This is a genomic window from Comamonas sp. SY3, from assembly GCF_041730275.1.
In the GTDB taxonomy this organism is placed as follows: Bacteria; Pseudomonadota; Gammaproteobacteria; order Burkholderiales; family Burkholderiaceae_C; genus Comamonas; species Comamonas sediminis.
On record NZ_JBGTYN010000038.1, the window covers coordinates 1 to 20,843 of the forward strand.

Sequence of the window (20,843 nt, forward strand, 5' to 3'; positions counted from 1 at the left end):
TCTGGGGCTCGCTGGCGCTGTTGGGCATCGGCTGGAATTTGAGTTTCATCGGCGCCACGGCGATGGTCACCGACTGCCACACCCCGGCCGAGCGGGGCAAGGCGCAGGGCATGAACGACTTCTTCGTCTTCGCCGCCACGGCGGCCGTGTCGTTCCTCGCGGGGTCGATCCTGCACAGCTCGGGCTGGCAAGCGGTCAACTGGATGATCTTCCCGGCCTTGGCGCTGATCTTGGTGCCGCTGCTGTGGCAGGGGCGGTACGGTTGCAACTGACTTGACTTGGGGCATTGATCGAGGACTGGAAGCCGATAAGTGGCCCGTTCCGGCACTACACGACTTGTCTCCACTGCTGAAACTTCGGAAAGCTACTTTGCCGTTCCACCTTTATTGATGGTCAAAGAGTTGTATGGACAGATGAATTTAGTTAGTTAGTTAGTTAGTTAGATTTATCAAGAAGCAGTTTAACCACGGCTTTGGCTTTGCGAGCAGCGTGCAGATCTCCAAGAACGTGAGCCTGAATAATCGCCCCTTCAAGCAACATAGCAATTGTTTCAGAGATTTGAACTATCGATTCTCTGGACGTTATGACAAGTGAAGTGTGGTGTGTGATCCATCGCAGCATAGCCTCTTTGTTTCGGGCGCAAAGCTTATGTATATCATGATCCGGATTGCTGAATTCGGCGCTGACATTAATGAAATAACAACCCAAGAAAAGTGGCTTGGATTGATCGAGACCCTGAAACAGATCGTCAAAAGCATCAAGCATGGCATACAAGGCGTCCCTACCTGGCGTCGCTTCGTGCAAACGCAAATCGAGCCAAGAGAAATACTGCTGATCACAATATTCGACGGTCGCAGCAATTAGATCTTCCTTGCTGGAGAAATGGTTATATAGCGTTTTCTTGGCAATGCCGGACTCTTCAAGTACCCGATTGATGCCAACAGCATGAATGCCGTACTTATAAAAAAGGTTAAAGGCAGTTGCGACTAACTGTTCTTTTTTGTCCATGATGTTATTCATCGTTGTGAGGATTCATACGCGACATGTTGACACAAGGAGACAGGGTTGTCTACAATCCCTCAAGGAGACCGATCTGTCTCTTTCTTTGCAATTTCCTTGAGGCTTCTTTTATGAACACGACAACAGCGGCTTCCGCACAACAGCCCTCCGTCATCTATGATCTAGTCACGATAGGTTCCGGTTCGGCGGCTAGAGCCGCAGCGAACGAAGCACGTAGGCTCGACAAAACAGTCGCCATGATCGAACAGGGGTTGGCAGGAGGGACCTGTCTCAATGTAGGATGCGTTCCTTCAAAGACGTTGCTTGCGGCGGCTTCTGCTCGCATGTCTGCTGCGCATGGGAAGTTCCCAGGTATAGCGACCTCGGCCGGGCCTGTCGACTTGTCTTTGCTTGTCAGAGATAAAGATCAAATGATCGGGCACTTCCGGCAGTCTTTCCATGTACAAGCACCCAAGGATGCAGGTATTGCGGTATTTCGCGGCAAGGCGACCTTTGTAGCGTCAGATGAGCCAGATATCGTAGCGCTCGTCGTCGCGGACTCAGACGGAAACACAAACCTGGTGTACGCCAAGCAGGTACTGATCGCCAGTGGGGCAGCGCCATTCATTCCTTCCATTCCTGGCCTCAGTGAGGTGGACTTTCTCACTTCCGGCTCGGCCATGTCCCTTGAGCAGGTGCCTGAGTCCATGCTGGTCGTCGGCGGCAATGCGATCGGTCTGGAGCAAGGTCAATTGTTCGCTCGACTGGGCAGCAAGGTTGAAGTGGTCGAGATAGGGGTCGCCTCAGAAAACGGAAAATAAAGCACGCTAAGCCGGTTGCAACGGTCGCAATGGCCTGAACTTGCCCGGGCCGATCTTGGCGCTGCTGCGCCAGAGGTAATCGCCGGTCAGGTTGATGTGCTCCCAGCCGAGCGGCGAAAGGTACTGCAACAGCCCGTCATCGACGGTCTGGCCATGGCCACGCAAGGCGTTCGCGGCCCGCTCCAGATAGACCGTATTCCACAACACTATGGCCGCCGTCACCAGGTTGAGGCCGGAAGCGCGATAGCGTTGCTGCTCGAAACTGCGGTCGCGGATTTCACCCAGGCGGTTGAAGAACACGGCGCGGGCCAGCGCGTTGCGTGCCTCGCCTTTGTTCAGCCCGGCATGCACGCGGCGGCGCAGCTCGACGCTTTGCAGCCAGTCCAGGATGAACAGGGTGCGCTCGATGCGTCCCAGCTCGCGCAGCGCCACGGCCAAGCCGTTCTGACGCGGGTAGCTGCCGAGTTTTCGGAGCATCAGCGAGGCCGTCACCGTGCCCTGCTTGATCGAGGTGGCCAGCCGCAGGATTTCGTCCCAATGGGCGCGGACGTGCTTGATATTGAGCGTGCCGCCGATCATCGGCTTGAGCGCCTCATAGGCGGCATCGCCCTTCGGGATGTAGAGCTTGGTGTCGCCCAGGTCGCGGATGCGCGGGGCGAAGCGGAAGCCCAGCAGGTGCATCAACGCAAAGACGTGATCGGTGAATCCGGCCGTGTCGGTGTAGTGTTCCTCGATGCGCAGGTCGGATTCGTGGTACAGCAGGCCGTCGAGCACGTAGGTCGAGTCGCGCACGCCGACGTTCACTACCTTGGTGTGGAACGGTGCGTACTGGTCGGAGATGTGGGTATAGAACGTCCGCCCTGGGCTGCTGCCGTATTTCGGGTTGATGTGGCCGGTGCTCTCGGCCTTGCTGCCAGTGCGGAAGTTCTGACCGTCCGACGATGACGTGGTGCCGTCGCCCCAGTGCTCGGCAAAGGGATGGCGGAACTGCGCGTTGACCAGCTCGGCCAGGGCCGCCCCGTAGGTTTCGTCGCGGATGTGCCAGGCTTGTAGCCAGGCCAGCTTGGCGTAGGTCGTGCCGGGGCAGGACTCGGCCATTTTGGTCAAGCCCAGGTTGATCGCGTCGGCCAGGATCGTGGTCAGCAGCAGATTCTTGTCCTTGGCCAGGTCGCCTGACTTCAGGTGCGCGAAGTGACGGGTAAAACCGGTCCATTCGTCCACCTCCAGCAGCAGTTCGGTGATCTTGACGTGCGGCAGAACCATCGCCGTCTGGTCGATCAACGCCTGCGCGGTGTCGGGCACCGCCGCATCGAGCGGCGTGATCTTCAGGCCCGACTCGGTGATGATGGCATCCGGCAGGTTATTGGCCGCTGCCATGCGGTTGACGGTGACAAGTTGCGTTTCCAGCAGTGTCAGCCGCTCATGCAGGTACTGGTCGCAGTCGGTGGCCACGGCCAGCGGCAATTCGCTGGCCAGCTTGAGGCTGGCGAATTTCGCGGGCGGCACCAGGTAGTCCTCGAAGTCCTTGAACTGGCGCGATCCCTGCACCCAGATGTCGCCCGAGCGCAGCGCGTTCTTGAGTTCCGATAGTGCGCACAGCTCGTAGTAGCGCCGGTCGATGCCGGCGTCGGTCATCACCAGCTTCTGCCAGCGCGGCTTAATGAAGTCGGTCGGCGCGTCGGCGGGCACCTTGCGGGCGTTGTCGCTGTTCATGCCGCGCAGCACCTCGATGGCGTCGAGTACGTCCTTGGCGGCGGGCGCGGCCCGCAGCTTGAGCACGGCAAGGAATTCCGGCGCGTAGCGGCGCAGCGTGGCGTAGCTCTCGCCGATGCGGTGCAGGAAATCGAAGTCCTCGGGTTGGGCGAGTTTCTGCGCCTCGGTGACGCTCTCGGCGAAGGCGTCCCAGGACATGACGGCCTCGATGGCGGCGAACGGATCGCGGCCAGCTTGCTTGGCTTCGATCAGGGCCTGGCCGATGCGCCCGAACAGCCGCACCTTGGCGTTGATCGCCTTGCCGGATGCCTGGAACTGCTGCTGATGCTTGTTCTTGGCGGCATTGAACAGCTTGCCCAGGATGCGGTCGTGCAGGTCGATGATTTCGTCGGTGACGGTGGCCATGCCCTCGATGGCGAGCGCCACCAGGGTCGCGGAGCGCCGTTGCGGCTCGAACTTGGCCAGGTCAGCGGGCGTCATCTGGCCGCCCTCGCGGGCGATCTTGAGCAGCCGGTTCTGGTGCACCGACCGTTCGATGCCGGAAGGCAGATCGAGCGCCTGCCACGCCTTGAGGCGTTCGATGTGTTCGAGCATGTGCCGCGAGTTCGGCTTGACCGGTGACTGGCGTAGCCAGGCCAGCCAGGTCGTCTTGCCGTTGTCCCGGCGCTTGAGCAAGTCGTCGAGACGGCGGCGATGTGCGTCCGACAGCGGTTCGGCCAAGGAATCGTAGATGCGCCGGTTGGCGCGGGTGATCGCCTCGGCGCTCGCCCGCTCGATAGCGTTGAGCGCGGGCAGAATGATCGACTGCCGCCGTAGATGTTCGACCAAGGCGCTGGCCAGCACAATACCCTTGTCGGTTTGCATGGCCAGCTCGGTCAGCGTGTGGACGGCCTGCCGGTAGTGGCTCATGGTGAAGGGCTGGAAGCCGAATACCGTTTGCAGTTCGACCAGATGCTCGCGCCGGGTCTGCTCCCGCTGCCCGTACTCGCCCCAGCTTTCAATGCCGACCTTGAGCTGGTCGGCGACCAGTTTCAGCAAGGGCGGAAACGGCGCCTCATCGACACCAAGAATGACGCCAGGAAAGCGCAGGTAGCAAAGCTGCACGGCGAAGCCCAGGCGGTTGGCCGGGCCGCGCCGCTGCCGGATGATGGCGAAGTCGGTATCGCTGAATGTGTAATGTCGGATCAGGTCGTCCTTGGTGTCCGGCAACGCCAACAGGCTTTCGCGCTCGGCGGCGGACAGGATCGATCGGCGGGGCATCGTCAGGCATCTTTCAGGTATTGGTACAGGGTTTCCCGACTGACGCCGAACTCACGGGCCAGCTTCGATTTCTGTTCGCCAGCCTCGGCGCGATGACGCAATTCGGAGGCGCGCTCAGGGGACAGTGCTTTCTTGCGTCCACGATACGCGCCCCGCTGCTTGGCCAACGCAATGCCCTCGCGTTGCCGCTCACGGATTAAGGCGCGCTCGAACTCGGCGAACGCGCCCATCACCGACAACATCAGATTCGCCATCGGCGAGTCCTCGCCGGTGAAGGTCAAGCACTCCTTGACGAATTCGATCCGTACCCCGCGCTTGGTGAGCGTCTGCACCATACGGCGTAGGTCATCGAGGTTGCGCGCCAGACGATCCATGCTATGCACCACCACCGTGTCGCCCTCGCGGGCGAAGGCCAGCAGGGCTTCCAGTTCTGGGCGCTGGATGTCCTTGCCCGATGCCTTGTCGGTGAACACCTTGTCCACCTGTGTCTGCTCAAGCTGGCGTTCCGGGTTCTGATCGAAGCTGCTGACCCGGACGTACCCGATCCGTTGTCCCTTCAAGATGCTCTCCCGTGCAAAATGTCAGAAAAGAATCTATGACCCTTTGTTGATCGTGTCAACAAATATCAAAACTCACTCTATCCTGACGGATTTCGGGAGCAATCATTGACGCCAGATTAGGGTATGCCTCAGTCTGACAGTGATGAGTCGCAGGCGTTCGGATCGGCATCGGTTTCGCTCCCGGTCTTGGCGCGCGCCTGGAAGCGCTGATAGCACTCCAGCCCGCAGAAGTGCTCGACGTATTCCGCGCCTTCCGGGGTGAAGGCGGCATCGAGCGGGATTTCCTTGCAGCACACGCAGCAACTGGTGGCAGTCGGATCATTTGCATTCATGGTGGCACCCCTCCATTGACTGACGAAGACGGCGAATGCCGCCGCCGGCATCGGCTTGGCGAACAGGAAGCCTTGTCCTGTGTCGCAGTCCGCTTGTCGCAACAAATCAAGACTCGCCGATGTTTCCACGCCTTCGGCCACTACTTCCATGCCAAGCCCATGCGCAAGCTGAATCACGGTGCGCACGATGGTCTGGTCGCGGTGGTCGTTGGCGAGTCCGGCGACAAACGATTGGTCGATCTTGAGCGTGCTGATGGGGCAGCATTTCAGGTGTTGCAGGCAGGAATAGCCGGTGCCGAAGTCGTCGGCGGCGAAGCGCACACCGATCTGTCGCAAAGCTTCCAGGGCGGGGAAGATCGCCGGATCACCGAACGCAACCGATTCGGTCAGCTCAATTTCAAGATACGCGGCGGGCAACCCGGCATCGGCCAGCACGCCCTTTACCCACTTGTCGAAATCTGGCCCCACTTGGCTCGCCGCAACATTGACGGCCAGCCGGAACGGTTGCCATGCCAGCACCCGCCAGTCGCGCATTTGACGGCAGGCTGCGCCCAGCACCCATGCGCCGATTTCCGGCATCAGGCCGGACGATTCGATCACGGGCAGGAACTGGCCCGGCGGCAACAGTCCGAGCGTCGGATGACGCCAGCGCAACAGGGCTTCCGCGCCGACAATCTGCTCACTGCGCAAATCGACAATCGGCTGGTAGTGCAGCTCAAGCTGCCCGCGCTCGACCGCCTGCGCCAGTTGCGCCACTGTCCATTCAATTGGCTGGGAAGCGCTCATGATCGACCTCTGAAGGCCCGCAGCAGCCGCGTCACAGACAGGACAAACAAGCCGGTCAGCGTGAGGGCTGCAATACCCCAGTGCTCGCCGATGAACGCGCCGGCCGTCGTGCCGGCCAGCACAATGGCGAGAATCGGCAAATGACAGGGACAGGTGAGCACCGCCAGCGCACCCCACAGGTAGCCGGTGAACGGCTTGTGTGTCTCGGTCGGCAAGCGCTCGGGGCTGTTCATGGCAGACTCTCCGCTTGCTGGGCCGGCGCGGTCGGCATCGCGGCCAACTGCACTTCCAGATCGGCCAACGCTTCGCGTCGGCGTTCGACGAACTGACTCAGCACGGCAAGCTGTGCGGCTGTTTCATCGCAGTCCGCCGCATCCAGCGCCCGGCACAACCGCGCCAATGCGTCCAGGCCGATGCCCGCCTCAAAAGCGGCCCGCACAAAGCACAGCCGCTGCAAGGCGGCGTCATCGAACAAGCCGTAGCCGCCCGTGGTGCAGGCGACTGGCCGCAGCAATCCGCGCAGCAGGTAGTCGCGCACGATATGCACGCTCACCCCGGCCTCAAGGGCCAGTCGGGACACTGTGTAGGCGTTCATCGAACACCTCCTTTTCCTTATCCGGCGCAGCAGGACAGTTGCTTCACGTCCTTGCTGAAGGTCTGCGCCGCGAGCTTCAAGCCCTCGACCATCGTTAGGTAGGGGAACAACTGGTCGGCTAGTTCCTGCACCGTCATGCGGTTGCGAATGGCGAGAACAGCCGTCTGGATCAGTTCGCCCGCTTCCGGGGCCACCACCTGTACGCCAATCAGCCGTCCGCTGCCTTCCTCGATGACCAGCTTGATGAAGCCGCGGGTATCGAAGTTGGCGAGCGCACGCGGCACGTTGTCGAGCGTCAGCGTGCGGCTGTCGGTTTCGATGCCATCGTGGTGCGCTTCCGCCTCGCTGTAGCCCACGGTCGCCACTTGCGGGTCGGTGAACACCACGGCCGGCATCGCGGTCAGATTGATGGCGGCGTCGCCGCCGGTCATGTTAATGGCCGCACGAGTGCCGGCCGCTGCCGCCACATAGACGAACTGCGGCTGGTCGGTGCAGTCGCCGGCCGCGTAGATGTTCGGGCTACTGGTGCGCATGCCCTTGTCGATGACGATGGCCCCCTGCGCATTGACGGCTACCCCCGCCGCTTCCAATGCCAGGCTGCGCGTGTTCGGTGTCCGGCCGGTGGCGACCAGCAGCTTGTCGGCGCGCACTTCGCCCTGTCCAGTGGTCAGCACGAATTCGCCGTCCACATGGGCGACTTGGCTGGCTTGCGTATGTTCCAGTACCTTGATTCCTTCGGCACGGAAGGCGGCTGTGACGGCCTCGCCGATGGCAGGGTCTTCGCGGAAGAACAGCGTGCTGCGCGCAAGGATCGTGACCTGGCTACCCAGCCGGGCGAAGGCTTGCGCCAGTTCCAGCGCCACCACCGACGAGCCGATGACGGCCAGGCGTTCGGGAATGGTGTCGCTGACCAAGGCCTCGGTCGAAGTCCAGTAGGGTGACTCTTTCAGGCCCGGAATCGGCGGCATGGCCGGACTGGCACCCGTGGCGACCAGGCAGCGGTCGAACATCACGACGCGCTCACCACCCTCGTTCAAACTAACGATAAGGCTCTGGTCGTCCTTGAAACGCGCTTCACCGTGCAGAACGGTGATGGCTGAATTGCCGTCCAGGATGCCTTCGTACTTGGCATGACGGAGTTCTTCGACACGGGCCTGCTGCTGGGCCAGCAGCCGCTCGCGCAAGATCGTCGGCGGTGTGGGTGGCATGCCGCCGTCGAATGGGCTTTCCCGGCGCAGATGGGCGATGTGGGCGGCGCGGATCATGATCTTGGACGGCACACAACCGACGTTGACGCAGGTGCCGCCGATGGTGCCGCGCTCAATCAGCGTGACCTGCGCGCCTTGCTCGACGGCCTTCAGTGCTGCCGCCATCGCGGCTCCACCGCTGCCGATCACGGCGACTTGCAACGGGCGCTCGCCGCCGCTGCCCTTGTCGGCGGCACCCATCCAGCCGCGCACCTTGTCGAACAGCCCAGTGCGGTTGTCGGTCGGCGGGGCATCGGCGAGCATCGCTTTGTAGCCCAGGCCAGCCACGGCGGCGGTCAGTGCGTCCGGCGCTGTGCCTGGATCAAGGGCGAGCTGGGCCGCGCCCTTGGCATAGGACACTATGGCAGATTGGACGCCGGGTACTTTTTCCAGCGCTTCCTTGACGTGCGCCGCGCACGAGTCGCAGGTCATGCCGGTGATTTTTAGATGGGTCATGCGACAGATCCTTTTTCGTTTGTGGTAGCAGACAAGGGCGTCAGATGTGCTGCGCTGCCGTTTTCAGTGCCTCACTTCTTGACGCTGGACGGATAGCCTGCGTCTTCGGTGGCCTTGGTCAGCTTCTGCACGCTGGTCTTGGCATCATCGAAGGTGACAACCGCTTCGCGTGTCTCGAAGGTCACGTTAACTTTGCTGACGCCTTCGACCTTGGAAATCGCCTTCTTGACGGTGATCGGACAAGCGGAGCAGGTCATGCCCGGTACGGACAGCGTGACGGTCTGGGTGGCGGCCCACACGGGGGCAACAACGGCAGCGATGGCGAGAGAGGCAAACAGTTTTTTCATGATGAACTCCTGTGATTAATAGAAAAATGGCATGACGTAGGGAAATCCGAGCGCGACCAGAACCAGCGCGGCCACGACCCAGAAAATGAGCTTGTAAGTAGCGCGCACTTGGGGAATCGCACACACATCCCCTGGTTTGCAGGCTTGCGCCGGTCGGTAGATGCGCCGCCAGGCGAAAAACAGCGCCACCAACGCCGCGCCGATGAAGATCGGGCGATAAGGTTCCAACACCGTCAAGTTGCCGATCCAAGCGCCGCTGAACCCCAGGGCGATCAGAACCAGCGGCCCCAGGCAGCAAGCCGAGGCGAGGATGGCGGCTAGCCCGCCAGTGAAGAGCGCCCCGCGCCCGTTTTGAGGTTCAGACATACGCTTGTCCTTTCAAATCTGGATTGGATAGCTTAAGCTTACTTCCGTACCAATGTACGGAGTCAAGCGATATGGAAAAAAATTTGGAGAATCTGACTATTGGCGTTTTCGCCAAGGCGGCCGGGGTCAACGTGGAAACAATCCGGTTCTATCAGCGCAAGGGCTTGTTGCCGGAGCCGGACAAGCCCTATGGCAGCATCCGCCGCTATGGCGAGGCGGATGTGACGCGGGTGCGCTTCGTGAAATCAGCCCAGCGGCTCGGATTCAGCCTCGACGAGATCGCAGAGCTGCTGAGGCTGGATGACGGCACCCACTGCGAGGAAGCCAGCAGCCTGGCCGAGCACAAGCTTCAGGACGTGCGCGAAAAAATGACCGACCTGGCGCGCATGGAAACCGTGCTATCCGAACTTGTGTTCGCCTGCCATGCGCGGCAAGGGAACGTTTCTTGCCCGCTGATTGCTTCGCTGCAAGGGGAGAAAGAGCCGCGTGGTGCCGACGCGGTGTAGCCGAGGGTAGTTACGCCTTAGCGTGCTTTATTTTCCGTTTTCTGAGACGACCCCATGCAGAAAGAGAGCTGCTTAACCGGAAGCGGCTTAAAAGAAGGCTAATCGCTAATGGATTGGCTTTTTTGTTCGGAGTTGGGATGGGCGTTGTTGCATAAATCGATTTCAGGCCAAGCTCCCCCAAACCCCAGCCGTGGCTATGCCACGGCTGCCGTCTGAGGACGGCCCAGTTCTGTAAATCGATTCAAGATGGCTGCTCGAATGTGCAGCTCGTTGACTTGTCGCTCAAAGGTACGAGACATCAGCCGCTCACCCAATCGTTTGATGCAGTTCATCTTGGTTTCCACCAAGCTGCGCCGGTGATACCCGATCCAACGTTTCCAGATACTTCGCCCCAGCCTTCGACATGCAGCGATCGCCGCATTTCGATGCACAAAGGCTTTGCCTTTGCGTATTCGAGCATTCTTGCGAGGAGGAATAATGGGAATACCTCCTCGCTTGATGACTTCTTCATGGACTGGTTGCGTGTCGTAAGCGCCGTCGCCCGTTAGGCTCTCCAGCACCTCATCTTCGGGCAATTGCTGCAGCAAATCCGGTATCACTGCTGCATCACTGACGTTGTTGGATGTCACGCAGATAGCCCTGACCTGTAGCGTCTGGGCATCAATGCCAATGTGCAACTTGCGCCATTGCCGACGACGCTCAGGGCCATGCTTTTTGCATTTCCACTCGCCTTCACCCAAGAACTTGATTCCCGTTGAATCAACCAGCAAATGCAGTCCCGCTTGGCTGCGTGTGTACGGCACTTGTACATTCAAATCGAGCTGGCGCCGGCACAGCGTGCTGAAGTCAGGTACCGGCCAAGCAAGCCCACACAAATGCAGCACCGACTCGGCAAAACCCGTGGTCTGCCGCAGTGCCAAGCCAAACAGGTTCTTGAGCGTCAAACAAAATTGGATTGCTGCATCAGAGAACTTCCGACTGCGTCCGCGTTTGCCACTTGCCGTGGCAAACCAGCACATACCCTTGTCCAGCCACACCGTCAAAGAGCCTCGAGCTTTGAGGGATGCGTTGTACTGCTTCCAGTTGCTGGTTCTATAGCGGGGTTTGCGGGGCTGACTCATGCAGCAAGCCTACCGCTGGAAGAGCAACGATTTATGCAACAACGCCATGCTCAGGCAGAACTGGATTGCCGCATCGGAGAAGGTGCGTTGACGACCACGTTTGCCGCTGACAGTGGCGTACCACTGCATGTCCTTGTCCAGCCAAACTGTCAGTGAACCTCTGGCCTTGAGTGAGGCGTTGTAGTCCGCCCAGTTTGTCGTCTTGTACTTGCCACGCGGGCGCTTACTTTCACTCATGACGTCACCCTACCAGCTGTTGCCGCTGGTTTTATGCAACAACGCCCATGCAACTCCCAGGTGCGATCAGCAGGCCGCCCTGCGCTATTGCGCCTGATACTGTCGCGCCGCCAACACAGCGCGGGCGACCTGGGCGATGGCGGCATCGCGCTGCTCGGGGCGGGCTGTGGACTGTGTGAGGTAGCAACTCACCAGTACCGGGGCGCCGCCTGCCGGTGGCCACAGCACCCCAATGTCGTTCGCGGTGCCACTGCTGCCAGAGGTGCCCGTCTTGTCGCCCACTTTCCAACCTGGTGCGCCTGCCCGCAGGCGTTGGTCCCCCGTGCTGGTCTCGATCAGCCAGCGTTGTAGCGTTGCGCGTGATGAGGGTGACAGTGAATTGCCCAGGACCAGCCGTTGCATGGTATGAAGCATGGCAAGTGGTGTGGTGGTGTCGCGCTCATCGCCCACGGTGGCTTCGTTTAATGAGGGCTCATTGCGATCCAGTCGTGTGATGGAGTCCCCTTGCGAGCGCAGCCAAGCCGTCAGCGCAGCGGGGCCGCCATGGCGTGCAAGCAGCACGTTGGCTGCGGAGTTGTCGCTCAGGCTCACTGTCGCGGCGCACAGCTCGCCCACGGTCAGCCCGCCCCGTGCACCCGCTTTCGGGCCGCTGACGGGGGAATACTCCACCAGCTCCGCCTCGGAGTACTGCACGCGTGCGTCCAAGCGCTCACGACCTTGGTCGACCAGTGCCAGCACCCAGGCCGCCAAGGGGAGCTTGAAAGTGCTGCACATGGCAAAGCGTTCGTCCTGTCTCCACCCCAGTGCCAGGCCACTGCCTGTGTCCAGCATTGCCACACCCAGGCGGCCTTGCGCGTCCTGTTCAATTTGCGCCATGGCGTGGGACCAGTGGCGCTCGGTTTTCGCCGCAGCACTGGGGCCTGCGGCGCATCCGGCCAGAGACCCGATGGCGGTCCATGCCAAACCCAAGGAAAACTGTCTTCTTTGTATCATCGTGATCCACCTTTCAAAAAGAAGATGCCAATGGTATCACTTCGATGCGGACGCGACCAACGGTAATAATTGCGGGAAGCCATTAGAAAAACTTGTGACTGAAGCCTGGGCCCACTGGCAAGGTCGGGTCTTCCAACATCCCATGCATCTGCCCCTGAACGCCTTGCGCGCCTTTGAAGCCTCGGCCCGGCACCTGAACCTGACGCACGCGGCACAAGAGCTGCACGTGACCCAGACGGCCGTGAGCCAACATATCCGCAACCTGGAGACCCATGTGGGCAAGCCCTTGTTCCGGCGGCTGCCGCGTGGATTGGCGCTGACGGACGAGGGGCAAGCGCTGCTGCCGGCGGTCGCACAAGCGTTTGGATCGTTGCAGCGGGCCTTGGAACAGCTGGCGGATAGCCGTCCACGCGAAGTGCTCACCGTCGGTGTGGTGGGGACGTTTGCCGTCGGGTGGCTGATGCCACGTTTGCGTGAATTCCAGGCGCAGCACCCGTTTGTTGACCTGCGCCTGCTCACCAACAACAACCGCGTCGACATGGCAGGTGAGGGGCTGGATTACGCCATCCGCTTCGGTGATGGGGCGTGGCATGGTACACAGTCAGATCAGATCCTGGAAGTCCCCCTTTCGCCGATGTGCACACCCGGTATGGCGCGTGGGCTGGTCAGCCCCGCAGACCTCGCGATACTTCCGTTGCTGCGAACCTACCGTGCCGATGAGTGGTCGGACTGGTTCGCCGCGGCCGGATTGGCATGCCCGGTGTTGCGTGGGGCCGTGTTCGACTCATCGTTGACGCTGGCAGAAGCGGCAGCCCAAGGCGCGGGTGTGGCGCTGCTGCCTGTCAAGCTGTTCGTGCGGGATGTGAGCCAGGGGCGCTTGGTGCAGCCATTCGCCCTCGAACTGTACAAAGGGGCCTATTGGCTCACGCGGCTGCAATCACGGACCCCCACGACCGCGATGCAGGTCTTTCGGGAATGGCTGCTAGCCCAGATGGAGGCAGGCTAGATCCTGTTGCGCATGCCTCGAATCGGCTGAGCCAGTCACTCTTGCATGTGCCGTGCACTTCAATGTGCGCCAGGCAGTGGGAGCCTCAACACCGCACTGCTGTGCAGCACTGAGCGGCATGGACCCATACGCAGGGCCAGCCCGTGCGGGGTGTGTGAACTCCACATCGCCGCTGGAATGACACGCAAGTGCGTTGTAGCGCAGCGTACCAATCGGCTGGCGGTTGCGCTTGGGTGCTGTCTTGTCGGGCGATCAGCCGTGTGATCCTGCTTCTGCCCAGCAGGCGACAAGCCTGTGTGCAGTCCCTGCCATCGCCTGGCGCAGCGACCAGACATCAAAATGGGCTCTAGCCTAAGCAGGGTGGTCGCTAAAAGCTATAGAAACCAAAGCGGCCGGGCGAATTGCAGCATAGCGCAGTCCAGCACTAAAACACCCTAAAAACCAGTGTTTGGGCGCAGGGTAAAGCTGCTCGGCATCCATCTTGGATCTTTAAATTGATAGCGTTTGATCAAGAAGCTTTAATGATGTCTCTGCCTTTGACAGGCGTTGTTGCATAAAACCAGCGGCAACAGCTGGTAGGGTGACGTCATGAGTGAAAGTAAGCGCCCGCGTGGCAAGTACAAGACGACAAACTGGGCGGACTACAACGCCTCACTCAAGGCCAGAGGTTCCCTGACAGTTTGGCTGGACAAGGACATGCAGTGGTACGCCACTGTCAGCGGCAAACGTGGTCGTCAACGCACCTTCTCCGATGCGGCAATCCAGTTCTGCCTGAGCATCAAATGCTTGTTCGGACTGGCCCTGCGTCAAAGCTTGGGGCTGGTCGAAAGTCTGTTGCGCTTGGCGGGCCTGGACTGGCGGGTGCCAGACTTCAGCACCGTGTGCCGGCGCCAGAAAGACTTGAGCGTTAAGCTGCCTTACCGACCCAGCACAACGGCACTGGATTTGCTGGTCGACAGCACCGGCATCAAGTTCCTGGGTGAAGGCGAATGGAAGTGTAAAAAGCACGGTGCCGAATACCGGCGCCAGTGGCGCAAAGTACACTTGGCCATTGATGCCCGCACGCTGGACATCCGTGCCATCGAGGTCACTGACAACGGCACGGGCGATGCGCCCATGTTGCCGGAACTTCTCAGCCAGATACCGCCAGATGAACCCATTGCCAGTGTCGGCGGCGATGGTGCTTACGACACCAAGGCATGCCATGCAGCGATAGCGCTGCGCAATGCGCAAGCCATCATCCCGCCACGCAAGAATGCGCGAGCATGGAAGGGCACGCAAGCCGGGGCGAGCTCACGCAACGAAGCCCTGCGTGCCTGCCAGCGGCTGGGTCGCCGGATTTGGAAGAAGTGGAGCGGGTACCACCGACGCAGCCTGGTGGAGACGAAGATGAATTGCTTCAAACGACTGGGCGAGCGGGTCATGGCCAGGACGTTCGAGCGTCAGGTGACGGAGTTGCACATCCGCGTGGCGCTGCTCAACCGATTCAGCCAACTCGGGCGCCCGGTGACAGTGGCCTTGGAGTAAGTCCGTCTGGGGTTGGGGTCATGCCGTCTCCGACGGGAGTTGTGCAACAAGGCCGTTGGGATGCTGATCGCCGTTTACCTGTTTTTCGGCAGTGAGTGGGGGAGAGGTATATTCTCGGAATGGTTTATTGGATTATTTAATACCGGGAAGAGGGTATAAAAAAAGGCCTGAATTCAGGCCTTTTTTTCATAGGTCAAGACTTAATTGCAAAATCTTCGCGGTTTTTGTCTTTGATCCAGGCAGGCGGTTTGCCCCGTCCCGTCCATGTGGCCCCCGTCGCAGGGTCACGAAATTTTGGTTCAACTTTTTCCCGCTTGTCAGCGGCGCGGTTTGGCTCAATGTCTTTAATTGAAAGATCAAAATCTTTCATGAGCGCGCGAATCTTTGCTACAGCTTCACCAACTTCTGCTTTGCGGGCTTCGCTGATTTGCTTTTCGAGTTTTTCCCGTTCTGCCAGAAGCTCTTTGTAAGTTGCCATGATTCATTTAAAAAGGAGTTGATGACCGAAGTATATTAGCGTATAAATTGATTTTGTGGTGTTGTTTTTATAGCGAAATTGGGAAAATATACTAATGAAAAATCAAGTAAACCAAATTAGAAATATTGGCGATGCTGGAGTTATAACTAAACCGGAGGGTAGCGTAAAAATAAGCGTACTAAATAACTCAAGACAAATTGATGTTGTTGTCGCTGGAGCTGGAAAAGATGGAAAGCCTGGCTGGATGACAATGAAAGTATTGCCTGAGTCTGGTTTACCAAAAGGCATTAACTACTTGGACGAGGCAATCAATCCGGCTAAAAACATGAGGACGCAAAAATATGGGGGGCAAGTCTTGCATGTTGACCAGGCGCATGTTTATCAATTCGGGCCAAAAGGACTTGTTAAACATGACAGGAACATTTTTGCAGTTGGGCTGCAGGGAAAGGAGCCGATAGTAGGCCGTTGGGCACTGTTGCAAATAGTCGGTGGTGATAAACTTATCATCCCCTTTTGCTGATGGAGCTGCACATGAACCCATTCAAAGGCCGGCATTTTCAGCGTGACATCATTCTGTGGGCCGTACGCTGGTACTGCAAATACGGCATCAGTTACCGTGAGCTGCAGGAGATGCTGGCTGAACGCGGAGTGAATGTCGATCACTCCACGATTTACCGCTGGGTTCAGCGTTATGCGCCTGAAATGGAAAAACGGCTGCGCTGGTACTGGCGTAACCCTTCCGATCTTTGCCCGTGGCACATGGATGAAACCTACGTGAAGGTCAATGGCCGCTGGGCGTATCTGTACCGGGCCGTCGACAGCCGGGGCCGCACTGTCGATTTTTATCTCTCCTCCCGTCGTAACAGCAAAGCTGCATACCGGTTTCTGGGTAAAATCCTCAACAACGTGAAGAAGTGGCAGATCCCGCGATTCATCAACACGGATAAAGCGCCCGCCTATGGTCGCGCGCTTGCTCTGCTCAAACGCGAAGGCCGGTGCCCGTCTGACGTTGAACACCGACAGATTAAGTACCGGAACAACGTGATTGAATGCGATCATGGCAAACTGAAACGGATAATCGGCGCCACGCTGGGATTTAAATCCATGAAGACGGCTTACGCCACCATCAAAGGTATTGAGGTGATGCGTGCACTACGCAAAGGCCAGGCCTCAGCATTTTATTATGGTGATCCCCTGGGCGAAATGCGCCTGGTAAGCAGAGTTTTTGAAATGTAAGGCCTTTGAATAAGACAAAAGGCTGCCTCATCGCTAACTTTGCAACAGTGCCTAAAATAAGCCTTATATCCAAGCATAAAACAAGGTTGTCTAGACTTCTTTTAACAGTAAAGTTATCATAAAACTGAATTTTATTTTTTAGGTAAGTTTATGCATTCTATCCGCATTCGTTAAGACACAACTATTTGCATAGTGACACTATTTTATAATGGTGGGCTTTTGTTGTGTCTTTAAGAATATATGCGGATATATAAAGTAAAAGTATGCTTAATTTATAAGTATGCTTTTAGTGCATAGTTTCCAGTTATAACTTAATTGACTAGCTATTTGTCCACCCTGTGGATGAATAGCTTTTTTTTTGGGAGGACACTGTGATGCTAGCTTTTGTTTTCACCTAAATCCTGTTTGCTGCATAAAAAATTTCAAGAGCTAAACAGGAGTAAATAAAAATGAGTTTAATTATTAAAGCGAGAAACATACGCTTGGATTATGCTGGGCGTGATGTTTTGGATATTGATGAATTGGAAATTCACTCTTATGACCGTATTGGTCTTGTGGGTGATAACGGAGCAGGAAAGAGTAGTTTACTCAAAGTACTTAATGGCGAAATTGTTTTAGCCGAAGCGACATTACAGCGTTTTGGTGATTTTGCACATATCAGCCAACTGGGCGGAATCGAAATAGAAACGGTCGAAGACCGGGCAATGTTATCTCGCCTTGGTGTTTCCAATGTACAAAACGACACAATGAGTGGCGGAGAGGAAACTCGTGCAAAAATTGCTGCCGCATTTTCCCAACAAGTACATGGCATTCTAGCGGATGAACCAACCAGCCACCTTGATCTCAATGGAATAGATCTACTTATTGGTCAACTTAAAGCATTTGATGGAGCATTACTTGTTATCAGTCATGACCGATATTTTCTTGATATGGTTGTAGACAAGATATGGGAGTTAAAAGACGGTAAAATTACGGAATATTGGGGTGGTTACTCGGATTACTTGCGTCAAAAAGAAGAAGAGCGACAACACCAAGCCGTAGAATATGAGCTGATGATGAAGGAACGGGAGCGATTAGAATCTGCTGTGCAAGAAAAACGCCAGCAAGCTAATCGATTAGACAATAAGAAAAAAGGAGAAAAATCCAAAAACTCTACCGAAAGTGCTGGACGACTTGGGCATGCAAAAATGACTGGCACCAAGCAAAGAAAACTGTATCAGGCAGCTAAGAGTATGGAAAAGCGTTTGGCTGCATTAGAAGATATTCAAGCACCAGAGCATTTGCGTTCTATTCGTTTTCGTCAAAGTTCAGCCCTAGAACTGCACAATAAGTTCCCGATTACGGCAGATGGTCTGAGCTTAAAATTTGGTAGCCGTACTATCTTTGATGACGCTAACTTTATAATACCGCTTGGCGCTAAAGTCGCTATAACTGGATCGAATGGAACAGGGAAAACGTCCTTGTTAAAAATGATATCAGAACGTGCTGATGGATTAACCATATCTCCAAAAGCTGAAATTGGCTACTTTACACAAACAGGATATAAATTTAACACGCATAAATCTGTGCTCTCCTTTATGCAGGAAGAGTGCGAGTACACAGTTGCGGAAATTCGTGCAGTATTGGCTTCAATGGGGATCGGAGCGAATGATATTCAAAAAAACTTATCCGACTTATCGGGAGGTGAAATCATCAAACTGCTTTTATCCAAAATGCTTTTAGGAAAATATAATATTTTGCTTATGGATGAACCAGGAAACTATCTTGACCTAAAAAGTATTGCCGCATTAGAAACAATGATGAAGTCCTATGCAGGAACTATTATCTTCGTATCTCATGACAAGCAATTGGTCGATAATATTGCTGACATTATCTACGAGATCAAAGACCACAAAATCATCAAGACTTTTGAGAGAGATTGTTAATGATAGCCAATCTAATCCGAACATTAATTATTGAACTCTTTAAAGGAAATTAAAAATGACAATTCAAGATATTCAATCACTTGCTGAAGCACACGGCTTGTTGCTTACGGACAAAATGAATTTCAATGAAATGGGCATTGATTTTAAGGTCGTTTTTGCTCTTGATACAAAGGGGCAACAATGGTTGCTGCGTATTCCTCGTCGTGATGGCATGAGGGAACAAATCAAGAAAGAAAAACGCATTTTAGAATTGGTAAAAAAACATCTTTCTGTAGAGGTTCCTGATTGGAGAATTTCATCTACAGAATTAGTGGCTTATCCCATACTTAAAGATAATCCTGTTTTAAATTTGGATGCTGAAACCTATGAAATAATTTGGAATATGGACAAAGATAGCCCGAAATACATAACATCTTTGGCAAAAACCTTATTTGAAATCCATAGTATTCCTGAAAAAGAAGTTCGGGAAAATGATTTGAAAATTATGAAACCTTCAGATTTAAGACCTGAAATAGCAAACAATTTGCAGTTAGTAAAATCTGAAATTGGTATAAGTGAGCAATTGGAAACCCGCTACAGAAAATGGTTGGATAATGATGTTCTATGGGCAGATTTCACCCAATTTATACATGGCGATTTATATGCTGGGCATGTACTAGCTTCAAAGGATGGAGCTGTTTCAGGCGTTATTGATTGGTCAACAGCCCATATAGATGACCCAGCGATTGATTTTGCTGGGCATGTAACTTTGTTTGGAGAAGAAAGCCTCAAAACTCTAATCATCGAGTATGAAAAACTAGGGGGTAAAGTTTGGAATAAACTATATGAACAGACTTTAGAAAGAGCAGCGGCCTCTCCTTTGATGTATGGTTTATTTGCCTTAGAAACTCAAAATGAAAGCCTTATCGTTGGAGCAAAAGCTCAGTTGGGAGTTATATAATTTAAAAATATGATTGCTGAGGCACTGTTGCAAATAGTCGGTGGTGATAAACTTATCATCCCCTTTTGCTGATGGAGCTGCACATGAACCCATTCAAAGGCCGGCATTTTCAGCGTGACATCATTCTGTGGGCCGTACGCTGGTACTGCAAATACGGCATCAGTTACCGTGAGCTGCAGGAGATGCTGGCTGAACGCGGAGTGAATGTCGATCACTCCACGATTTACCGCTGGGTTCAGCGTTATGCGCCTGAAATGGAAAAACGGCTGCGCTGGTACTGGCGTAACCCTTCCGATCTTTGCCCGTGGCACATGGATGAAACCTACGTGAAGGTCAATGGCCGCTGGGCGTATCTGTACCGGGCCGTCGACAGCCGGGGCCGCACTGTCGATTTTTATCTCTCCTCCCGTCGTAACAGCAAAGCTGCATACCGGTTTCTGGGTAAAATCCTCAACAACGTGAAGAAGTGGCAGATCCCGCGATTCATCAACACGGATAAAGCGCCCGCCTATGGTCGCGCGCTTGCTCTGCTCAAACGCGAAGGCCGGTGCCCGTCTGACGTTGAACACCGACAGATTAAGTACCGGAACAACGTGATTGAATGCGATCATGGCAAACTGAAACGGATAATCGGCGCCACGCTGGGATTTAAATCCATGAAGACGGCTTACGCCACCATCAAAGGTATTGAGGTGATGCGTGCACTACGCAAAGGCCAGGCCTCAGCATTTTATTATGGTGATCCCCTGGGCGAAATGCGCCTGGTAAGCAGAGTTTTTGAAATGTAAGGCCTTTGAATAAGACAAAAGGCTGCCTCATCGCTAACTTTGCAACAGTGCCTTCTACGGCACGTTTGAAGGCGCGCTGAAAGGTCTGGTCATACATGTGATGGCGACGCACGACACCGCTCCGTGGATCGGTCGAATGCGTGTGCTGCGCAAAAACCCAGAACCACGGCCAGGAATGCCCGGCGCGCGGATACTTCCGCTCAAGGGCGTCGGGAAGCGCAACGCCGCTGCGGCCCTCGGCCTGGTCCTTCAGCCACCATGCCCGTGCACGCGACAGCTGCTCGCGCAGGCTGGGTGCCAAGCTCTCGGGTAACATCAAGGCCCGATCCTTGGAGCCCTTGCCCTCCCGCACGATGATCGTGCCGTGATCGAAATCCAGATCCTTGACCCGCAGTTGCAAACCCTCACTGATCCGCATGCCCGTTCCATACAGAAGCTGGGCGAACAAACGATGCTCGCCTTCCAGAAAACCGAGGATGCGAACCACTTCATCCGGGGTCAGCACCACCGGCAAGCGCCGCGACGGCCGAGGTCTTCCGATCTCCTGAAGCCAGGGCAGATCCGTGCACAGCACCTTGCCGTAGAAGAACAGCAAGGCCGCCAA

Annotated in this window: 23 protein-coding genes and 1 pseudogene; 10 read left to right on the top strand and 14 right to left on the bottom strand. The window is 56.1% G+C overall.

The window, feature by feature from the left end:
- On the top strand, window positions 1-272 hold a 272-nt coding region (locus tag ACCQ08_RS25215; RefSeq protein WP_046689479.1), incomplete at its 5' end, for an MFS transporter.
- Between the two features lie 163 nt (window positions 273-435).
- On the opposite strand, the gene ACCQ08_RS25220 is transcribed toward ACCQ08_RS25215, so the two are convergent.
- Entirely contained in the window at window positions 436-1,008 is a 573-nt protein-coding gene (locus ACCQ08_RS25220) for a TetR/AcrR family transcriptional regulator (RefSeq protein WP_017638772.1), read from the bottom strand.
- Window positions 1,009-1,130: 122 nt separating this feature from the next.
- Here ACCQ08_RS25220 and ACCQ08_RS25225 point away from each other — a divergent pair, with 122 nt between their 5' ends.
- Window positions 1,131-1,820, top strand: a complete 690-nt coding sequence (locus ACCQ08_RS25225) for an FAD-dependent oxidoreductase (RefSeq protein WP_369951727.1) — start codon at window positions 1,131-1,133, stop codon at window positions 1,818-1,820.
- A 6-nt stretch (window positions 1,821-1,826) separates the two neighbouring features.
- Here ACCQ08_RS25225 and ACCQ08_RS25230 read toward each other — a convergent pair whose 3' ends face one another.
- The 8 genes from ACCQ08_RS25230 to ACCQ08_RS25265 form a co-directional block, all read right to left on the bottom strand.
- On the bottom strand, window positions 1,827-4,793 hold the full coding sequence (locus ACCQ08_RS25230) for a Tn3 family transposase (RefSeq protein ID WP_031943241.1): 2,967 nt from the start codon (window positions 4,791-4,793) through the stop codon (window positions 1,827-1,829).
- A gap of 2 nt (window positions 4,794-4,795) precedes the next feature.
- Window positions 4,796-5,353 carry a recombinase family protein gene (locus ACCQ08_RS25235; protein WP_029306731.1) on the bottom strand — a complete coding sequence of 186 codons (558 nt, stop codon included), beginning with the start codon at window positions 5,351-5,353 and terminating at the stop codon, window positions 4,796-4,798.
- A gap of 128 nt (window positions 5,354-5,481) precedes the next feature.
- A complete protein-coding gene (locus ACCQ08_RS25240) occupies window positions 5,482-6,471 on the bottom strand; it encodes a DUF3330 domain-containing protein (protein ID WP_010792470.1) in 990 nt (329 codons plus the stop codon).
- A complete protein-coding gene (merE, locus tag ACCQ08_RS25245) occupies window positions 6,468-6,704 on the bottom strand; it encodes a broad-spectrum mercury transporter MerE (RefSeq protein ID WP_003090697.1) in 237 nt (78 codons plus the stop codon). The genes ACCQ08_RS25240 and merE overlap by 4 nt, the downstream gene beginning before the upstream one ends.
- Window positions 6,701-7,066 (bottom strand): mercury resistance co-regulator MerD, encoded by a 366-nt coding sequence (merD, locus tag ACCQ08_RS25250; protein WP_003090698.1) that lies wholly within the window; start codon window positions 7,064-7,066, stop codon window positions 6,701-6,703. The genes merE and merD overlap by 4 nt, the downstream gene beginning before the upstream one ends.
- Before the next feature lie 17 nt (window positions 7,067-7,083).
- Window positions 7,084-8,769, bottom strand: a complete 1,686-nt coding sequence (merA, locus tag ACCQ08_RS25255; RefSeq protein ID WP_003090700.1) for a mercury(II) reductase — start codon at window positions 8,767-8,769, stop codon at window positions 7,084-7,086.
- Window positions 8,770-8,840: 71 nt separating this feature from the next.
- On the bottom strand, window positions 8,841-9,116 hold the full coding sequence (merP, locus tag ACCQ08_RS25260; protein WP_000732290.1) for a mercury resistance system periplasmic binding protein MerP: 276 nt from the start codon (window positions 9,114-9,116) through the stop codon (window positions 8,841-8,843).
- Window positions 9,117-9,131: 15 nt separating this feature from the next.
- Window positions 9,132-9,482 carry a mercuric transport protein MerT gene (locus ACCQ08_RS25265; protein WP_001294666.1) on the bottom strand — a complete coding sequence of 117 codons (351 nt, stop codon included), beginning with the start codon at window positions 9,480-9,482 and terminating at the stop codon, window positions 9,132-9,134.
- A gap of 71 nt (window positions 9,483-9,553) precedes the next feature.
- On the opposite strand from ACCQ08_RS25265, the gene ACCQ08_RS25270 reads away from it, so the two are divergent.
- Window positions 9,554-9,988, top strand: a complete 435-nt coding sequence (locus ACCQ08_RS25270; RefSeq protein ID WP_000414383.1) for a mercury resistance transcriptional regulator MerR — start codon at window positions 9,554-9,556, stop codon at window positions 9,986-9,988.
- Window positions 9,989-10,182: 194 nt separating this feature from the next.
- Here the strand turns inward: ACCQ08_RS25270 and ACCQ08_RS25275 are convergent, their stop codons facing one another.
- From ACCQ08_RS25275 to ACCQ08_RS25285, 3 genes are all read right to left on the bottom strand, one after another.
- On the bottom strand, window positions 10,183-11,109 hold the full coding sequence (locus ACCQ08_RS25275; RefSeq protein WP_158386860.1) for an IS5 family transposase: 927 nt from the start codon (window positions 11,107-11,109) through the stop codon (window positions 10,183-10,185).
- Window positions 11,110-11,118: 9 nt separating this feature from the next.
- The gene (locus ACCQ08_RS25280; protein WP_369951726.1) at window positions 11,119-11,346 is read right to left on the bottom strand and encodes a transposase; all 228 of its coding nucleotides are present in this window, start codon (window positions 11,344-11,346) and stop codon (window positions 11,119-11,121) included.
- 84 nt (window positions 11,347-11,430) lie between these two features.
- Complete coding sequence (locus tag ACCQ08_RS25285) at window positions 11,431-12,339, bottom strand: broad-spectrum class A beta-lactamase CAE-1 (protein ID WP_158386862.1); 909 nt, start codon at window positions 12,337-12,339, stop codon at window positions 11,431-11,433.
- 142 nt (window positions 12,340-12,481) lie between these two features.
- On the opposite strand from ACCQ08_RS25285, the gene ACCQ08_RS25290 reads away from it, so the two are divergent.
- Together ACCQ08_RS25290 and ACCQ08_RS25295 are read left to right on the top strand one after the other, a co-directional pair.
- Window positions 12,482-13,345: a LysR family transcriptional regulator gene (locus ACCQ08_RS25290; RefSeq protein WP_158386864.1), complete on the top strand. Its 864-nt coding sequence runs from the start codon at window positions 12,482-12,484 to the stop codon at window positions 13,343-13,345.
- A 588-nt stretch (window positions 13,346-13,933) separates the two neighbouring features.
- Window positions 13,934-14,872, top strand: a complete 939-nt coding sequence (locus ACCQ08_RS25295; protein WP_179841231.1) for an IS5 family transposase — start codon at window positions 13,934-13,936, stop codon at window positions 14,870-14,872.
- A 193-nt stretch (window positions 14,873-15,065) separates the two neighbouring features.
- Here the strand turns inward: ACCQ08_RS25295 and ACCQ08_RS25300 are convergent, their stop codons facing one another.
- Window positions 15,066-15,350 (bottom strand): H-NS family nucleoid-associated regulatory protein, encoded by a 285-nt coding sequence (locus tag ACCQ08_RS25300; protein WP_179841230.1) that lies wholly within the window; start codon window positions 15,348-15,350, stop codon window positions 15,066-15,068.
- Window positions 15,351-15,444: 94 nt separating this feature from the next.
- Here ACCQ08_RS25300 and ACCQ08_RS25305 point away from each other — a divergent pair, with 94 nt between their 5' ends.
- From ACCQ08_RS25305 to ACCQ08_RS25325, 5 genes are all read left to right on the top strand, one after another.
- The gene (locus ACCQ08_RS25305; protein WP_219165059.1) at window positions 15,445-15,870 is read left to right on the top strand and encodes a KfrB domain-containing protein; all 426 of its coding nucleotides are present in this window, start codon (window positions 15,445-15,447) and stop codon (window positions 15,868-15,870) included.
- An 11-nt stretch (window positions 15,871-15,881) separates the two neighbouring features.
- Window positions 15,882-16,586, top strand: a complete 705-nt coding sequence (locus ACCQ08_RS25310) for an IS6-like element IS26 family transposase (protein ID WP_001067855.1) — start codon at window positions 15,882-15,884, stop codon at window positions 16,584-16,586.
- Between the two features lie 449 nt (window positions 16,587-17,035).
- Window positions 17,036-18,511, top strand: coding sequence for an ABC-F type ribosomal protection protein Msr(E) (gene msr(E) / locus ACCQ08_RS25315; RefSeq protein WP_000052512.1), 1,476 nt, complete (start codon window positions 17,036-17,038; stop codon window positions 18,509-18,511).
- Between the two features lie 55 nt (window positions 18,512-18,566).
- Window positions 18,567-19,451 (top strand): Mph(E) family macrolide 2'-phosphotransferase, encoded by an 885-nt coding sequence (locus tag ACCQ08_RS25320; protein ID WP_000155092.1) that lies wholly within the window; start codon window positions 18,567-18,569, stop codon window positions 19,449-19,451.
- An 83-nt stretch (window positions 19,452-19,534) separates the two neighbouring features.
- Window positions 19,535-20,239, top strand: a complete 705-nt coding sequence (locus ACCQ08_RS25325; RefSeq protein ID WP_001067855.1) for an IS6-like element IS26 family transposase — start codon at window positions 19,535-19,537, stop codon at window positions 20,237-20,239.
- Between the two features lie 52 nt (window positions 20,240-20,291).
- On the opposite strand, the pseudogene intI1 reads toward ACCQ08_RS25325, so the two are convergent.
- Window positions 20,292-20,843: pseudogene (gene intI1, locus ACCQ08_RS25330) on the bottom strand (class 1 integron integrase IntI1); the annotation flags it as partial.

Coding starts and splice junctions, on each gene's coding strand:
- ACCQ08_RS25220 (WP_017638772.1), bottom strand. CDS start 1,008: ATGGACAAAAAAGAACAGTTAGTCGCAACTGCCTTTAACCTTTTTTAT.
- ACCQ08_RS25225 (WP_369951727.1), top strand. CDS start 1,131: ATGAACACGACAACAGCGGCTTCCGCACAACAGCCCTCCGTCATCTAT.
- ACCQ08_RS25230 (WP_031943241.1), bottom strand. CDS start 4,793: ATGCCCCGCCGATCGATCCTGTCCGCCGCCGAGCGCGAAAGCCTGTTG.
- ACCQ08_RS25240 (WP_010792470.1), bottom strand. CDS start 6,471: ATGAGCGCTTCCCAGCCAATTGAATGGACAGTGGCGCAACTGGCGCAG.
- merE (WP_003090697.1), bottom strand. CDS start 6,704: ATGAACAGCCCCGAGCGCTTGCCGACCGAGACACACAAGCCGTTCACC.
- merD (WP_003090698.1), bottom strand. CDS start 7,066: ATGAACGCCTACACAGTGTCCCGACTGGCCCTTGAGGCCGGGGTGAGC.
- merA (WP_003090700.1), bottom strand. CDS start 8,769: ATGACCCATCTAAAAATCACCGGCATGACCTGCGACTCGTGCGCGGCG.
- merP (WP_000732290.1), bottom strand. CDS start 9,116: ATGAAAAAACTGTTTGCCTCTCTCGCCATCGCTGCCGTTGTTGCCCCC.
- ACCQ08_RS25265 (WP_001294666.1), bottom strand. CDS start 9,482: ATGTCTGAACCTCAAAACGGGCGCGGGGCGCTCTTCACTGGCGGGCTA.
- ACCQ08_RS25270 (WP_000414383.1), top strand. CDS start 9,554: ATGGAAAAAAATTTGGAGAATCTGACTATTGGCGTTTTCGCCAAGGCG.
- ACCQ08_RS25275 (WP_158386860.1), bottom strand. CDS start 11,109: ATGAGTCAGCCCCGCAAACCCCGCTATAGAACCAGCAACTGGAAGCAG.
- ACCQ08_RS25280 (WP_369951726.1), bottom strand. CDS start 11,346: ATGAGTGAAAGTAAGCGCCCGCGTGGCAAGTACAAGACGACAAACTGG.
- ACCQ08_RS25285 (WP_158386862.1), bottom strand. CDS start 12,339: ATGATACAAAGAAGACAGTTTTCCTTGGGTTTGGCATGGACCGCCATC.
- ACCQ08_RS25290 (WP_158386864.1), top strand. CDS start 12,482: ATGCATCTGCCCCTGAACGCCTTGCGCGCCTTTGAAGCCTCGGCCCGG.
- ACCQ08_RS25295 (WP_179841231.1), top strand. CDS start 13,934: ATGAGTGAAAGTAAGCGCCCGCGTGGCAAGTACAAGACGACAAACTGG.
- ACCQ08_RS25300 (WP_179841230.1), bottom strand. CDS start 15,350: ATGGCAACTTACAAAGAGCTTCTGGCAGAACGGGAAAAACTCGAAAAG.
- ACCQ08_RS25305 (WP_219165059.1), top strand. CDS start 15,445: ATGAAAAATCAAGTAAACCAAATTAGAAATATTGGCGATGCTGGAGTT.
- ACCQ08_RS25310 (WP_001067855.1), top strand. CDS start 15,882: ATGAACCCATTCAAAGGCCGGCATTTTCAGCGTGACATCATTCTGTGG.
- ACCQ08_RS25320 (WP_000155092.1), top strand. CDS start 18,567: ATGACAATTCAAGATATTCAATCACTTGCTGAAGCACACGGCTTGTTG.
- ACCQ08_RS25325 (WP_001067855.1), top strand. CDS start 19,535: ATGAACCCATTCAAAGGCCGGCATTTTCAGCGTGACATCATTCTGTGG.